The 15,558-nt window shown below is 70.7% G+C and carries 12 protein-coding genes; 2 read left to right on the top strand and 10 right to left on the bottom strand.

Annotated elements, in window-relative coordinates:
• Positions 1 to 35: 35 nt before the first annotated feature.
• The 5 genes from AP234_RS06095 to AP234_RS06075 all read right to left on the bottom strand — a co-directional run bounded on the left by AP234_RS06095 (position 36) and on the right by AP234_RS06075 (position 5,793).
• Positions 36 to 962, bottom strand: coding sequence for a F510_1955 family glycosylhydrolase (locus AP234_RS06095; protein WP_055478549.1), 927 nt, complete (start codon positions 960 to 962; stop codon positions 36 to 38).
• Positions 963 to 974: 12 nt separating this feature from the next.
• Complete coding sequence (locus AP234_RS06090; RefSeq protein WP_055478548.1) at positions 975 to 2,567, bottom strand: multicopper oxidase family protein; 1,593 nt, start codon at positions 2,565 to 2,567, stop codon at positions 975 to 977.
• An 86-nt stretch (positions 2,568 to 2,653) separates the two neighbouring features.
• Positions 2,654 to 3,145: a hypothetical protein gene (locus tag AP234_RS06085; RefSeq protein ID WP_152990267.1), complete on the bottom strand. Its 492-nt coding sequence runs from the start codon at positions 3,143 to 3,145 to the stop codon at positions 2,654 to 2,656.
• Between the two features lie 44 nt (positions 3,146 to 3,189).
• Positions 3,190 to 4,524, bottom strand: coding sequence for a glycosyltransferase family 4 protein (locus AP234_RS06080; protein ID WP_055478546.1), 1,335 nt, complete (start codon positions 4,522 to 4,524; stop codon positions 3,190 to 3,192).
• A gap of 141 nt (positions 4,525 to 4,665) precedes the next feature.
• Entirely contained in the window at positions 4,666 to 5,793 is a 1,128-nt protein-coding gene (locus AP234_RS06075; protein ID WP_200926245.1) for an Rv2578c family radical SAM protein, read from the bottom strand.
• Between the two features lie 134 nt (positions 5,794 to 5,927).
• Here AP234_RS06075 and AP234_RS06070 point away from each other — a divergent pair, with 134 nt between their 5' ends.
• Positions 5,928 to 6,215, top strand: a complete 288-nt coding sequence (locus tag AP234_RS06070; protein WP_055478545.1) for a DUF3040 domain-containing protein — start codon at positions 5,928 to 5,930, stop codon at positions 6,213 to 6,215.
• A 160-nt stretch (positions 6,216 to 6,375) separates the two neighbouring features.
• Here AP234_RS06070 and AP234_RS06065 read toward each other — a convergent pair whose 3' ends face one another.
• From AP234_RS06065 to AP234_RS06055, 3 genes are all read right to left on the bottom strand, one after another.
• Positions 6,376 to 7,980, bottom strand: a complete 1,605-nt coding sequence (locus AP234_RS06065; RefSeq protein WP_235557985.1) for a penicillin-binding transpeptidase domain-containing protein — start codon at positions 7,978 to 7,980, stop codon at positions 6,376 to 6,378.
• 97 nt (positions 7,981 to 8,077) lie between these two features.
• On the bottom strand, positions 8,078 to 8,728 hold the full coding sequence (locus AP234_RS06060) for a lysophospholipid acyltransferase family protein (protein ID WP_235557984.1): 651 nt from the start codon (positions 8,726 to 8,728) through the stop codon (positions 8,078 to 8,080).
• Positions 8,729 to 9,196: 468 nt separating this feature from the next.
• Entirely contained in the window at positions 9,197 to 10,423 is a 1,227-nt protein-coding gene (locus tag AP234_RS06055; RefSeq protein WP_055478543.1) for an epoxide hydrolase family protein, read from the bottom strand.
• Positions 10,424 to 10,486: 63 nt separating this feature from the next.
• Between AP234_RS06055 and AP234_RS06050 the strand changes: the two genes are divergently transcribed.
• Positions 10,487 to 11,443 (top strand): helix-turn-helix transcriptional regulator, encoded by a 957-nt coding sequence (locus tag AP234_RS06050; RefSeq protein WP_055478542.1) that lies wholly within the window; start codon positions 10,487 to 10,489, stop codon positions 11,441 to 11,443.
• A gap of 167 nt (positions 11,444 to 11,610) precedes the next feature.
• Here the strand turns inward: AP234_RS06050 and AP234_RS06045 are convergent, their stop codons facing one another.
• On the bottom strand, positions 11,611 to 11,931 hold the full coding sequence (locus AP234_RS06045) for a DUF6300 family protein (RefSeq protein WP_055478541.1): 321 nt from the start codon (positions 11,929 to 11,931) through the stop codon (positions 11,611 to 11,613).
• Positions 11,928 to 15,470: a DNA polymerase III subunit alpha gene (gene dnaE / locus AP234_RS06040; protein ID WP_083501816.1), complete on the bottom strand. Its 3,543-nt coding sequence runs from the start codon at positions 15,468 to 15,470 to the stop codon at positions 11,928 to 11,930. Before dnaE ends, AP234_RS06045 begins: the two co-directional genes overlap by 4 nt.
• Positions 15,471 to 15,558 lie beyond the last annotated feature (88 nt).

The following is a 15,558-nucleotide window of genomic DNA, read 5'->3' as shown; positions in this document are numbered from 1 at the left end:
GGTTATTAATCTACATTGTAAAGGCGGCGGATCTTCTAAGGCCGGTGGATGACCTCGAAGTCGGCTCCGCCATTCGTCGACTCGTAGATCGTGCCGTCCATGACGGCGGCGAGCAGGTGCCGGGCGGAGACGGCGGTGAAGGCGACGGCGTGCGCGGGCAGACCGCCCCTGGCCCGCCAGGCCGTCCCATCGCCTGAGCCGGCGACATGCACCCCGCCGTCGGGGGCCACGCCGATGAGATCGCCCTGGTCGGTCACGTCGAGGAACGACAGCAGTGGGGCACCGGCCAGCAGCCGGAACGTCTCACCCGCGTCCCGGCTGACCTTCACCCCCTCGGGGGTGGTCGCGTAGACGGTGTCCGGGGCGTCGGCCCCGGCGGCGAGATCGAGCAGGTCGAGCCGGGCCGCCGAGGTGAGCCTGCCGCCCTCGCCCCGCCAGACCCGGCCGGTCTGCGCGTCGTAGCCGTAGACCCTGGGACCGGCGACCTGGAGGGCGTGGAAGTCGGCCCTGCCGGCCAGCGCCACCTGTTCCCAGGTCGTCCCCGCGTCCGTGGAGCGGATCAGGCCGAGGTGCGGTGCCCGGCCCGCGGCGATGTCGGCCGCCGAGGGGTGGCCGCTGGCGTAGAACGTGCCCGGCCCGGCGACCGTGAAGCCCATGTGGTCGGCATCACTGTCGCCGACGCGGACCAACCGGCCTCCCTCGACGGTGAACAGCCCGAAATGCCCCGCTACGTGGACCTTGCCGGTGGCCGGGTCGACGCCCAGCCCGTGCACATGGCCGACGCCCTGATCGGCCGGTGCGGCGGAGGCGGCCCGGTCGGTGGCGTACGGCGCCGCGGTCTCGCCGTCACCCGCGCCGCAGGCGGCCAGGGTCGCCGTCAGCAGGACCACGGCGGCCGCCCGCGCCCCGCGCCGCCCGCACCTGCCGCGGCCATCGGGAACCGGGTCGAATGTGTTCGTCATGTGAGCCCTCCTTCAGGCCCGGTAGCCGAGCAGGGTCATCATCCCGGCCGCACCGTGGTAGATGTTGTGGCAGTGGATCATCCAGATGCCGGGGTTGTCCGCTTCGAGGTCGGCGCTCACCGTCGCGCCGGGCAGCACGATCGCGGTGTCCTTGCGCACGCCGCTCGTCCCGAGGGCGAAGGTGTGGCCGTGCAGGTGCATGGGATGCCACATCAGGGTCCGGTTCACGAAGGACAGCCGCACCCGCTCACCGGACCGGACGGGTTCGATCACCTCAGGGTCGTACTTCCTGCCGTTGATCCCCCAGTCGTACCTGGCCATGCTCCCGGTGAGCGTCAGCGTGATCGTGCGATCCGGTGCCCTGGCCGGCAGCCGTACGGCGTCGGCCGGGATGAGCCGGTCGTAGGAGACGAGGCGGCCGTCCAGCTCACCGGGCCAGACGTCGGCCTCCGGCGCGCGGGCACCGGCGGCGGTGCGGACCAGCGCGCGGGCCACGGCACGCTTGCCCTCGGCCAGGGCCACCAGCGGAAACACCCCGTCCTTGAGGGTGACCAGCACGTCGTACCGCTCGCCCATGCCGAGCAGCAGAGCGTCGGTGTCCACGGGCGCGACGGGGAAACCGTCGGCGTGGGTCACGGTCATGACGTGGCCGGCCAGCGCGACCCGGAACGCGGTGTCGCCCCCGGCGTTGATGATCCTGATCCGCAGCCGGGTGCCCGGTCTGGCGGCATGAGTTCGCGGCGCCGTCGCGATCCTGCCGTTGACCAGGAAGTGCGGATAGTGGACGTCCCCGGCGTCGCCGCCGAGGAGATCGCTTTCTGCGTTCATCATCATGTGCGGCCACGCCGCCGAGGGCGAGGCCGTCGCGGTGGGCATCGGCATCCCCCCGTGACCCCCGTGACCCCCGTGATCCCCGTGACCCCCGTGACCGCCGGGCCCCGCCATGGAGGTGATCTCGGCCAGCACCTCGTCCGGAGTGCCGGTCACCCCGTCCAGCCAGTCGTCGAGGACGACGGTCCACTCGTCGTCATAGTCGTAGGGCTCGGCCGGATCCTCCACGATGATCGGGGCGTACAGCCCGCGATCGAGCTGGGTGCCATGGTGGGGATGGAACCAGTACGTCCCCGGATGCGACGCGGTGAACTCGTAGACCATCTCCCCGCCGGAGGGGACGGGTGGCTGGGTGACGCCGGGCACGCCGTCGGCGTCGTTGCGCAGCGCGAGGCCGTGCCAGTGCACGGTGGTCTCCTGGGGGAGCCGGTTGGTCAGGCGGGCCCGGACGACCTCCCCGGCCCGGACGCGGATCGGCTCCCCGGGCAGGCGGTCGCCGTACATCCAGGTCCGGACCACCGGGCCGCCGAGGTCGGCGCGGCCCTCACGGGCGATCAGGTGGAACTCGCGCACCCGGCCGGGACGGCGGGCGGCCTCGGCGGCGCCGACCTCGGGGCCGGAGGGCCGTACGAAAGGAGCCTGCTGGGCGGATGCGCTCTGTGTCGGATGGTTCTGCGTCGCTCGGTTCTGTGCGGGCGCGCAGGCGGTGGCGAGGGCTCCTCCGGCGGTGGCCAGACCGGCGCGCAGGAACAGCCGTCGATCAATCGATGACATGGTGGTTTGCTCACGGTTCGCGATAGGGAAAAGGGCAGACGGAAGACCGGGCCGGGCGAAGGCGTGCCCGACACGGTCGCCGGCCTCTATACGCGCAGGACCGCGACGCGGCGTAGTGACAGTGCGAACGGCGCGGCCGGCGACCCCCGCGCCGGGGGCAGCCGCCTGGGCCGCTCGCCCGGACTGCGTACGCCTTCGGGGAGGCGGCCGGGCCCCAGCAGGCGCAGCACCAGGACGACGAGGAGCGCGGCGACCGCGGCCAGGCAGAGGACGACCGGATTCGGCTGATCGGAATCCGTGCCGGAGGTCACGATCGACAGGTGCGCCGAGGTGTGCTCGGCCGCGGCGACCATGTGCTCCTCACCGCCGCCGCCGTGGACGTCATCGCAGTGGGCGCACAGCGCGGGCATCGAGGGGGCGGGGCCGCAGAGGTGGGCGGTGACGTGGCCGAGGCTCACGGCCAGCAGCGCGGCCACGAGCAGCACGAGCCGCGGCAGCATCATCGCCGCCGCCGTGCTCCCCCCGGCCTTCGCGGTCTCAGCGGTCCCTGTGGCCTCCGCGGCCGGCGTGCTCCCCATCCGCACGTCCATCACCCTATCGGCGGCCGGACGGGCTCGGGGACTCAGGGACGAGGTGCGGGCGGAGCGGCTGCCGCGTCGGACGTGATCCGGTGGGGAGTGAGTCGGCCGGGGAACGGCCCGCGGCGGAGCGCGACCAGATCGGCGAGGAGCCGTTCCCACCGTGCGCCGATCACGTCGATGTCGTAGCGGGCGGCGGTCGGCGGTCCCTGGGCGGCCAGCCTGGCGCGCAGATCGTCGTCCTCGATGACCGCGCAGATCGCGTCGGCCAGGGCGTGGATCTTCTGGGGTTTGACCAGCAGCCCGTTCACGCCGTGGGCGATCAGCTCGGCGGGCCCGGTCGGGCAGTCGTAGGCGACGACCGGCAGCCCCTTGCTCATGGCCTCGAGCAGCACCATCGGCATGCCTTCGCGGCGCGAGCTCAGCACGAACAGCGACGCCCTGGCCAGTTCGGCGCCGACGTCCTGGATCGGTCCGGCCAGCAGCACCCGATCGGTCAGGCCGCGCCTGTCGATCGCGGCCTGCAGCTTCTCCTGGCGCGGCCCGGCACCGAAGATCCGCAACGTCCAGTCCGGGTGGCGGGCCGCGACGTGTGCCCAGGCGCGGATCAGCAGGTCGTAACCCTTGACGTGGGTCAGCCTGCCGATGGTGACCGCGGTCTTCGCGGTGAGCGGGGACCGGCCGCCGTCCAGCCGGGGCACCGCGTTCGGGATCCGGGCCAGCACGGCGGGACGTGGCCTGCCCGCGCGTTCGAACGCCCGCTCGTAGGCCTTGAGATCGGCCTCGGTGAGCGTGACGACCGCGTCGAGCCTGCCGTACCCGCGGGTGATCCGGGAGCGCACCGACGGCGGGTGTCCGGAGAGATTGCCGTGTTCCTGCCCGATGGCGATGATCTCCGGCGGGGCGAACCTGGCGGCGATCAGGTTGAGGCCGGGCCGGGTGCCGATGAGCACGCCCCTGCGCCGTGACCGGATGTAGCGGACCAGCTTGAGGTCGGTCCCCAGGGTGAACGAGTGATAGGCCGCCTCGTCCCCGGGGACCAGCCTGCTCGGGAGGCGGGACAGCAGGCCCCGGCGCCGGGACACCCGGTCGTCCAGGTAGCGGATGCGGACACCGGGGGGCACCTGGAAGAACGGCTCCTCGCGAGTCCGGACCACGCTGACGATCTCGACATCATGGTCGCGGGCCAGGTGCCCGGCGAGGTTGAAGACCGTGCGGATGGTTCCGCCCATGCCGTTGGCGTGCAGCAGCAGAATGCGCACCTCGTGGTCGTCCGGCGGCGGCGCGGAGCGGGAACGCCGCCGGTCACGTGCCTCGATCGCCTTCACCAGCGCCCGGGCGGCGGCGCGGCGCACGGAGAAGCGGCGTAGTAAAGACAAGACATGCCCCGTTCATGTCGGCTGAAGATCCCCTCTTCCCTGGGACGCATCCGACAGCTCCCGAGGTTTGCGTGATTCAGATCACATCGCCTCGGGCGGCGATCGCGGCGGGTCGCCCGGGCGGGGCCTCGCCGCGCCGTGTCACAGGAGCGTCAGCTGCTCGGGACCGGGGCGGTGCGGTGGCGAGGGCCGGTCGCCGTGGGTCTGATCGCGGTGGGCCTGGGCGCCGGGGGAGTGGTGGCGGGGGGTGATGCGCCGGGCATCGCGCGGGGTGGCGCGGCCGATCCCGTGGCGCTCGGCGAGCTCGGCCACCTGCCGGCTGATCCGCTCCTGGTAGGCCCTGGGAGCGTACGCGCCCCTGCCGTACAGCTCCAGGTAACGGGGGACGAGCCGGGGGTGCTCGCGCGACAGCCAGGCCAGGAACCATTCGCGGGCGCCGGGGCGCAGGTGCAGCACGATCGGGGTGACGTGTGTGGCGCCGGCCTCCGCGATCCGCCGGACGGTGTCGGACAACATGGCGGGGGAGTCGGCGAGGTAGGGGAGGATCGGGGCCATCAGCACGCCGCACCGGACGCCGTGGTCGTTGAGCGTGGCGCAGACCTCCAGCCGCTTGCGCGGATGCGGCGTGCCCGGTTCGACCTGCCGCCACAGGGCCTCGTCGACGAAGCCGACCGAGACGGCGGTGCCGACGTCGGTCACCTCGGCGGCCTGGGTGAGCAGGTCGAGGTCGCGCAGGATCAGCGAGCCCTTGGTCAGGATGGAGAAGGGGTTGGCCGCGTCCCGCAGCGCGGCGAGGATGCCGCGCATCAGGCGGTAGCGGCCCTCCGCCCGCTGGTAGCAGTCGACGTTCGTGCCCATGGCGATGTGCTGTCCGGCCCACCTGGGTGCGGCCAGTTCCTTGCGGACGAGCTCGGCCGCGTTCACCTTCACGACGATCCTGGAGTCGAAGTCCAGCCCCGCGTCCAGATCCAGATATTCATGCGTTTTCCGGGCAAAACAGTAGACGCAGGCATGGCTGCAGCCGCGATAGGGATTGATCGTCCACTCGAACGGAACGCGGCTCGCGCCGGGGACGCGATTGATGATCGAGCGCGCGTGGATCTCATAGAACGTGACGCCCTGGAACCCCGGGGTGTCGAACGTCCTGGCGACCGCGCCGCGCGCGATCAGCGGCACGGCCTCGCCGTCCCGCTGATCGGAACGTTCCAGACCGTCGCCGCGTCGCTCGTCAGATCCTTGATCGTCAAGGCGTAGGTTGTCCCAGCGCACGACTCCATTAGAACAAGATTTCGAGCCCGATCGCAAGTTTCAACGCGAGGCAAATAGCGGCCCTGGAAACGGCTAACGATCTTGATCGATGGGCAGAAAGTCGGCACACACCTCGCGTTCTGGAGAGTTGCGCCATGGCCTGGTCGCAGGACGAAGAGCGAATGCTTGCGATGATCGAGCGGCACCTCACCGACGAAGACCCCAAGTTGGCTGCCAGGATCGAGTCCTTCAACCAGCGGGTGGAACGGAGGGAGCACGGCGCCCGGCGACGGTCGGCCGATCCGTCCGCCGACGGGGCCGGGAGCCACTGGCCCCGCCGATCCACCGTGATCATCACGTTGAGCTGGGTGCTGATCGTGGTGCTGATCACGGCCCTGCTGATCATGGCGCTCCAGCACAACGCGGCCGCCCTCGCGGGATGACCCGCCGACCGCGGCGACCGGTTTCCGCCGGCGTTCGTCGTCGAGGGGGACGAGTTCTCGTCGGTGATGATCGCGGGGCGTCGCCGAGATCACGGACACGGCGGGCGGTGACCTCGGCCACGCCCCTCTCGTGGACGACGGCCCCGGAGAACGTACCGGTCTATCCGAGGGCCCTGAGGAAGGCGGCCGCGACGGGAGCGGCGACCGCGCCGCCTCCACCACCGCCCTCGACCACGACGGCGAAGGCGAGATCGCCCCGGTAGCCGGCGAACCAGGCGTGCGAGTCGAGCTTGGGACCGGTGCCGAACTCGGCGGTGCCGGTCTTGCCGGCGGTCCCGGACGGCAGCCTGGCGCCGCGCGCGGTGCCCTTGGTCACGACCGCCTTCATCATCGAACGGAGCTGCTCGGCGACCCCGCCGGGCAGCGGCTTGGGCGAGGACTTCTGCTTGAGGGACGGCACCAGCGTGGGCGGACGCCACGACCCGTCGGCGATCGCCGCGGCCACCCCCGCCATCACCAGCGGGCTCGCGGTGATCCTGCCCTGGCCGAAGGACTCGGCCGCGAGCTCGGCGTCGCTGGTGGCCTTGGGCATGCTGCCCTTCGTCGCCGGCACGCCGATGTCCAGCGGCTGGTTGAACCCGAAGTCGCCCGCCAGGTCGTACAGCTTCTGCGCGCCGAGCTTGGCGGCGGCCAGCGGCGCGAACGTCGTGTTGCACGAGTGGGCGTAGGAGTCGAGGAACGACAGCGACCCGAACGCCTCGTGGTCGGAATTGCGGATCTTCAGGCCGCCGACGTTCGCCTCACGGGGGCAGCTCACCGTCGACGACGGGGTGAGGCCGGCGGCCAGCAGCCCCGCCGCCGTGACGGCCTTGAACGTCGACCCCGGCGGATAGCGGCCGTCCAGCGCCCGGTTGAAGCCGCCCTTGTTGTTGACGACGGCGAGGATCTCACCGGTCGAGGGCCGGACGGCCACCAGGGAGGCGGGCTTCTCCAGGTCGCGTACGGCATCGGCCGCCGCCCGCTGCACGCGGGGGTCGAGGCTGGTGCGCACCTCCTCGCCCGGTTTGCCCTTGAGCGTGTGCAGGGTCTCCCGCTCGTCACCGTCGACCGCCTGGATCTCCGTCGTCGGGGTGCCGGCGAGCCGCCGCTGGAAGGTCTCCTGCAGCCCGCCGCGCCCCACCGCGTCGCCCACGCGATAGGCGGCGCCCAGCTTCTTGACGTCCTTGGCGGTGGCCTTGTCCAGGAACCCGACGAGTTGCTGCACAGAACCGCCGTCGTCGCCGTCGTCGATGCGCGCACCGCTCGCGTCGGTGATGGCGCCCCTGGCCGGCCAGGTCGTCTTGATGGCCAGACGGTTGGTCCCGGTCAGCGCGGGATGGACGGCGGACGGAGACCAGTCGACCTTCCAGTGGCGGTCCTCGACCACGAGCTTCAGCTCGCCCTCGTAGGTCCACTCGCCCATGTTCTTCAGCGTCACCGTGGTCGTGTAGGAGGCGGTGGAGCGGTCGTCGACCGGGTCGCTCACGCGCATGCCGCTCACGGCGACCCCCGTCGCGCCGAGGTTCTTCGTCAGCTCGGCATAGGCCGCGTCGAACTTCGGAGCCGGGGCCGCGAGCTCGGCCTTCATGGCCGCGAGATCGCCACGCGACCAGGCGGACGTGAACCGCTGCGCCGTCTCCAGCGGCGTACCCCTGGTGTGCAGCAGGTAGTAGGCGCCCCCGGCCCCGGCTGCCGCCACCACCACGACCGCCGCGGATATGATCACGACCGTACGTCCTCGCGGCACCGCGCGACACCCCCTGAGGTCCGGATCGATCTCCGAGCCTAACGGGACCAGGCGGACATCCGCATCCCGGCGGTGGTCAGGTGGCCGCCTTGACGCTCGCCGCGTACATCGGGACGTACTCCTGCCCCGACAGCCGCTGGATGGCCTCCATGATCCGGTCGGTGACCTCGCGGCGGTCACGCGCCCTGCCGGGGTCGCCGCTGAACGTCATGGGCTCGCCGATCCGTACGCCGATCCGGTGCAGGCGCGGCACGGTGGCCCCGGGCGGCAGCACCTTGTCGCTGTCGATCATCGCGACCGGGATCACCGGGGCGTGGGTGGTCAGCGTGAGCCAGGCCACGCCGATCTTGCCACGGTACAGGCGGCCGTCGGGGGAGCGGGTGCCCTCGGGGTAGATGCCGAACAGATCGCCGGCCTTCAGCACCTCCGCCGCCGAGTCGAGCATGGCCTGGGCGGCCGAGGCGTTCTCCCGGTCGATGGAGACGGTTCCCATGCCGCGCATCCACAGGGCGGTCAGCGGGTTGCCGGTGAAGTATTCGTTCTTGGCCACGAACCGCACCGGGCGGGGCAGCACCGCGGGCAGGAGGAAGGAGTCGAGCACGGACAGGTGGTTGGAGGCGAGGATCGCCGGCCCGTTCGCGGGGACGTTGCGGGCCCCCTCCACCTGTGGCCGCCACAGCAGGCGCATCACCGGAACACTGATGATCTTGCTGGCGCGGTAAAGCACGGGCTCTCCTCGGTCGGGCACGTGCGATCAACCTTAAGCCGCCGCGGACGTCCGTGTGCTGTGGGCCACCTGCAACGCGCCGGGCCGAGATTTGTACGGCACGCCCAACGGGGCGGCCGCGTGGAGGATGAGACGCGAACGCCCCGCGAGAACCAGGTCTCGCGGGGCGTCCGCGCTAAGGCCGATGTGGCGGTCGCCTCCTCGGCGAGAGGCACAACACGGCTCCAGCCGAACGGTATTCCGTGAAGGCGATAATTGCGGCCCGGGGGACACAGACCACATCGACCGGTACCGACTCTAACCGACTCTCGGCCGTTGTTATTCCATCGGTCCCTCATGACTTGGCATATCGCCGGGGAGACTTTCCGGCCGGCCTGGCCGTACGACCAGGCCACCCGGGGGATCGACCGGCCGCGGCGGCTCCGACGGCGCACCGGAAGTTCGACGGAGATTCCGTGCCGATCCGGCTCAATGCAGCTTACGGAAGAACTCGCGGACGTCGGCGACCAGAAGATCTGGGGCCTCCATCGCGAGGAAGTGGCCGCCCCGGCCGAGCTCGGTCCAGTGCACGATGTTGTGGTCGCGCTCCGCCCAGCGGCGGATGGTCACGTCATGGGCGGAGACCAGCACGCCCGTCGGCACCGTCCCGCGCCAGGCCGCCGCCTGGTCGTCCGGGACCTGGTCGTCCGCGCCCGTGTCCCGATCCCCGCCGTACGCCGCGCCGTCCGCCGCGCCGCCCTGACTCCAGTCGGTCGCGGAGATCTCCTCGTAGTAGATCTGCGCGGCCGATCCGGCGGTGCCGGTCAGCCAGTACAGCGAGACGTCGGTCAGGATGCGGTCGCGATCGACGCTGTCTTCTGGCAGCCCCTCCGGGGGGTCGGTGAGCTCCTTGAACTTCTCCACGATCCAGGCGAGCTGACCGACGGGGGAGTCGTGCAGCCCGTACGTCACGGTCTGCGGCCGCTTGGAGTTGCACTGCAGGTAGCCGTCGTTGTGGTTCTGCATCCGATCCCAGCGTTCCTGCTCCACCTCCGACAGGCCGTCCAGCTCGCCTTCCTCGCCGGCGGGGAAGGTGATCAGGGCGTTGACGTGGACGCCGATGACGTGGTCCGCGGCCTGCCTGCCCAGATGCGGGGCCACCCACGCGCCGGTGTCGTAGCCCTGGACGCCGTACCGCTCGTAGCCGAGCCGCGCCATCAGCCGCGCGAGCACCGCGGCCATCTTCGCCGTGTTCATGCCGGGACCGGCCAGCGGCGTGGAGAACCCGAATCCCGGCAGCGACGGAATCACCAGGTGGAACGCGGGGGCGGCGTCGGCGCCGTGCCCGCGGGGGTCGGAGAGCGGGCCGATGACGTCGAGGAAGTCCACGACGCCGCCCGGCCAGCCGTGCAGCAACAGCAACGGCGTGGCGTCGGGCTCGGGGGATCGTACGTGCAGGAAATGGATGTTCTGTCCCTCGACGGCGGTGACGTACTGCGGGTGCTCGTTGAGCGCGGCCTCGTGCGCCCGCCAGTCATAGCCCGTACGCCAGTATTCGGCGAGTTCCTTCAGGTACGCCACCGGAACCCCGCGGCTCCACCCCACGCCCGGCAACTCGTCCGGCCAGCGGGTCCGGGCGAGCCGCGCGGCCAGGTCGTCGAGCTGAGCCTGCGGGACATCGATGCGGAAGGGGCGAATGTGCACGTTATCTGCCATATGCGCGACGCTACGAGCCTGTTAGGACGGGTTCGTTCCTAAGAATTCGGCAATGTTGGTGACATGTTGGAGACTTCGGCACGGCTGCTGCGGCTGCTGTCGCTTCTGCAGACGCGGTGTGAATGGTCCGGCAAGGAGCTCGCCGCCCACCTGGGCGTCACCACCCGCACGGTGCGCAGGGACGTGGAACGGCTGCGCGACCTCGGTTATCCGGTGCACGCCGACCGGGGCACGGCCGGTTACCGGCTCGGGTCCGGCGCGTCGCTGCCGCCGCTGCTGCTCGACGACGACGAGGCGGTGGCCGTGGCACTCGGGCTGCGTACGGCCGTCGGCATCGAGGAGACCTCTTCGCGGGCGTTGGTCAAGCTCGAGCAGGTCCTGCCGCCCCGGCTGCGCCACCGGGTGAACACGCTGCAGACCGCGACCGTCAGGGTCGGCGGCCCCGGACCCCGGGTGGACCCGGACACGCTGATGACGATCGCCGAGGCCTGCCGCCGCCGTGAGCGGCTGCGCTTCGACTACACCGGCGCCAGCGGCGGCCGGTCACTGCGAACGGTCGAGCCGCAGAGCCTGGTCAGCTTCCACCGGCACTGGTACCTCGTCGCCTGGGACGTCGAACGCGACGACTGGCGCAGCTTCCGGGTGGACCGGATGGACCCCCGCACCCCCACCGGCCCGCGGTTCCCGCCCAGGCAGCCCCCCGACGGCGACGTCGCCGCCTATCTGGCGCGGCGGCTCTCCTCGGGCACCTGGCCGTTCCAGGCGACCGTCACCCTGCACGAGTCCGCCGAGTCGGCGGCCGAGCGGGTGTGGCCGGGCATGGGAGTCGTCGAGGCCGTCGACGACCACAGTTGCCTGCTGCATGTCGGCGCCGACACCCCGTCGGCACTGGTCTGGATGATCACTTCGGTGGACGCCGACTTCACGCTCGTCAGCGGCCCGCCCGAGCTCGCCGCCGCCCTCCGCGTCCAGGCCGCGCGCTGCCTGCGCGCCGTACGATCCGCAGTGCCGCCGCACTGATCGCCACCGGCGATGTGCTGTTGGAGGCCCTAACCGGCCTATCGATCAGATTGGGAGCATACCGTGACGTCCCGCCGTACCACCTGACCGCCAGCGTCCCGAACCGAGCAAGGAGGGACATCGTGCGCGCCAGGCCCAGACGACGCCTTGAGCTCGGCGGTGCCACCTCACAGTTCTCCCTTGCGCCAGGCGTCGGCCTCGGCCCACAGCACGTTCTCGTCCGGCACCGGCGGTAGAGCGTGGTCGGCCCAGTCGTGCAGTAGCCGGGCGAGGAGGTCCGCGTGCTCGGGGCGTGCCAGCCCGTGGACGGCGAAGTAGGCGACGATCGGGTGGCCCGGGTCGCAGCGCGCGCACAGGTGCACCTCGCCGACCCCGCGCACCAGGCGGCCCGACGCGTTCGTCCAGGTGTGCGGCAGGCGCAGGACGGCGAGGACCTCACCGGTACGGCAGCGGGGGCAGGTCCCGCCGGAGGCAGGCGTGCGGCTCATACGCCGCCGATCGCAGTGGCTCCCAGCAGTGCCTTGACGTCGCCGTAGAACGCCGGCCCGGGGGTGACCTGGAAGGGGACGAGGTCGAGCAGCAGGTTCTCGGCGTTGCGGCGGTGCAGGCGCAGGTGTACCGGCGCGCCGCCGGGATGGGTGGCGAGGATGTGTTTGAGCTCCCGGACGAGCCGGGCATTGAGCAGACCTTCCTGGATCGAGATCACGACCGGCTGCTCGGCACCGGTCGTGGAGACGTCGAGGAGGGTGATCTCCTCGACGTGGACGCTCACCGTCTCGTCGCGTACGTTGATCCGGCCGCGCAGGGAGATCACGCGGTCCTCGGCCAATGCGTCGCCGTACAACGTGTAGGTCTTGGGGAAGACCAGGCACTCCACGGCGGCGTCATGGTCCTCGAGGGTGACGATCGCCCACGGGTCGCCCTGCTTGGTGACCTTGCGCTGCAGGCCGGAGATGATGCCGCTGATCCTGACCGGCCCGTCCTGCCGTCCGGAGGCCAGCAAACCTGCGATCGTGGTGTCGCGGCCCGCGTCCAGGACGCGTTCGGCGCCGTCGAGGGGGTGGCTGGAGACGTACAGTCCGAGCATCTCGCGTTCGTACGCCAGCAGGGTGGGTCTGTCCCACTCTCCCTGCGGGACGGCGATCGAGAAGGCGCCGCTGTGGCCCTGCTCGCCGAAGAGCGTGTTCTGGCCGTGGGCCTCGTTGCGCTTGACGTCGCTGATCGTGTCGATGGCCTGCTCATGCACCGCGACCAGGCCCTTGCGGGGGTGGCCGAGGCCGTCGAACGCCCCGGCCTTGGCCAGCGAGTCGATCACGCGCTTGTTGCAGACGATGGACGGGACCTTGGTGAGGAAGTCGTCGAAGTCCCCGTAGGGACCCTTGGCCTCGCGGGTGGCGACGATGGCGTCCACCACCGCGGCGCCGACGTTGCGTACCGCGCCGAGGCCGAAGCGGATGTCGGAGCCGACAGCGGCGAAGTCGAGCCTGCTGGCGTTGACGTCGGGCGGCAGCACCTTGATGCCGAGGCGGCGGCAGTCGGACAGGTAGACGGCCATCTTGTCCTTGTCGTCGCCGACGGAGGTGAGCAGGGCGGCCAGGTACTCGCTGGGGTGGTTGGCCTTGAGATAAGCCGTCCAGTACGAGACCAGGCCGTAGCCGGCGGTGTGCGACTTGTTGAAGCCGTACCCGCTGAAGGGCACCAGCACGTCCCAGACGGCCGTGATCGCCTCTTCGGAGAAGCCGCGGCCGCGCATGCCGGCCGAGAACCTGTCCCACTCGGCGTCCAGGACCTCTTTCTTCTTCTTGCCCATGGCGCGGCGCAGCAGGTCGGCGGCGCCGAGGGAGTAGCCGGCGAGCTGCTGGGCGATGGCCATGACCTGCTCCTGGAAGACCACCAGGTGATAGGTGTCGCCGAGGATGGGTTCGAGCACCTCCGCCAATGACGGATGGATCGGCTCGACCTTCTGTTTGCCGGTCTTGCGCAGCGCGTAGTTGGTATGGGCGTTCATCTCCATCGGGCCGGGCCGGTAGAGCGCGTTGACGGCCGCGATGTCGGTGAACGTGGTGGGCTGCATGAGCCTCAGCAGCACCCGCATGCCACCGCTGTCCAGTTGGAAGACGCCGAGCGTGTCACCGCGGGCCAGCAGTTCGTACGTCTTGGCGTCGTCGAGCGGGACTTCGAAGATGTCGATGTCGATGCCCGTGTTGGCGCGTACGTTCGCGATCGTGTCGCCGATCACCGTCAGGTTGCGCAGGCCGAGGAAGTCCATCTTCAGCAGGCCCATGTCCTCGGCCTGGGTGAAGGGGAACCCGGTGACGACCGGGCCGCCGGCCTTGGGCCTGACCAGCGGGATCACGTCGATGAGCGGCTCGCTGGACAGAATGACGCCCGCGGCGTGGACGCCGGTGCCGCGGGTGAGGCCCTCGATGCCGGCCGCGGTGTCGATCACGCGTTTGACATCGGGGTCCTGCTCGTACATGGCACGCAGCTCGGCCGCCTCGCCGTGGCGGGGGTGGCTCTTGCCGTGGATGGCGGCCAGCGGAATCTCCTTGCCGCCGACCGCGGCGGGGAACGCCTTGGTGATGCGGTCGCCCAGCGCGTACGGCAGGCCCAGCACGCGGCAGGCGTCCTTGACGGCGGCCTTGGCCTTGATGGTGTTGAACGTGACGATCTGGCAGACACGGTCCTCGCCGTACTTGCGGGTGACGTAGTCGATCATCTCGTCCCGCCGCCGGTCATCGAAGTCGAGGTCGACGTCCGGCATGGTGATGCGCTCGGGGTTGAGGAAGCGTTCGAAGATGAGCTTGTGCTCGATCGGGTCGAGCTGGGTGATGCCCGTGCAGTACGCGACCATCGATCCGGTGGCCGAGCCCCGTCCCGGCCCCAGGCCGATGCCGTGATCGCGGGCGTACCGGCAGATGTCGGCCACCACCAGGAAGTAGCCGGGGAAGCCCATGGCGTCGATGACCGACAGCTCGTAGTCGATGCGGTCGAGCACCTCCCGCGGCGGGTCGCCGCCGTAGCGGTGGCCGGCGCCGGCGAGGGTCTCCTTGCGCAGCCAGCTCGACTCGGTCTCCCCCTCGGGCACCGGAAAGCGCGGCGTCAGGTCCCGATGGGCGAACACCTCGCCGTAGTCACCGACCCGTTCGGCGATCAGCAGCGTGTTGTCGCACGCGCCGGGCACCTCGCCGTCCCACAGCGCCCGCATCTCACTGGAGGGCTTGATGAAGTAGCCACTGCCGCCGAACCGGAAGCGGTCGGCGTCCGCCAGCCGCTTGCCCGTGCCCACGCACAGCAGCGCGTCGTGCGCCTGGGCCTGGCCCTCGGTGACGTAGTGGGAGTCGTTGGTGGCCAGCGGCGGCAGGCCGAGCCGCCTGCCCAGTCTCAGCAGGTCGTCGCGGACCCGGCGTTCGATGGCCAGGCCGTGGTCCATCAGCTCCAGGTAGTAGTTCTCCTCGCCGAAGAGGTCGCGGTAACGGGCGGCGGCCTCGACGGCCTGCTCGTACTGGCCGAGCCGGAGCCGGGTCTGCACCTCTCCCGACGGACAGCCGGTGGTGGCGATGATGCCCGTGCCGTGCTCGGCGAGCAGCTCGTCATCCATGCGCGGATATTTCTGGACGTGTCCTTCCAGCCAGGCCTGGGACTGGAGCCGAAACAGGTTCCGCAGACCTCGCGCGTCGGCCGCCCACATCGTCATGTGCGTGTACAGACCGCGGCCGGAGACGTCGCCGCCCTCGCCGGTGTCGTCGTTCGAGCGGCGCAGCGCCAGGTTGTCGCTGTAGTACACCGGCTGCCGATGGAACCGGGAGGCCGGGGCGACGTACGCCTCGATGCCGATGATCGGTTTGACGTCGGACCCGCGCGCTGACCGGTAGAACTCGTACGCCCCGTGCACGTTGCCGTGATCGGTCATCGCCACGGCGGACATCCCCTGCCGGGACACCTCCTGTAGCAGCGGGCCGATCTTCGCGGCGCCGTCGAGCATGCTGTACTCGGTGTGCACATGCAGATGGACGAAGGACCCCACCGGCTGACCACCCCTCCTGGTTGTAGGCTCTTGGACGGCTCGCGCAATTCGACCCGAGGGCAGGTGGGGTTGTCCAACAATCGACACG

It is taken from the genome of Sphaerimonospora mesophila, assembly GCF_001417795.1.
GTDB lineage: Bacteria > Actinomycetota > Actinomycetes > Streptosporangiales > Streptosporangiaceae > Sphaerimonospora > Sphaerimonospora mesophila.
The sequence above is the reverse complement of the archived record's forward strand: the minus strand, read 5'-3'. Positions and strand labels throughout refer to the sequence as shown.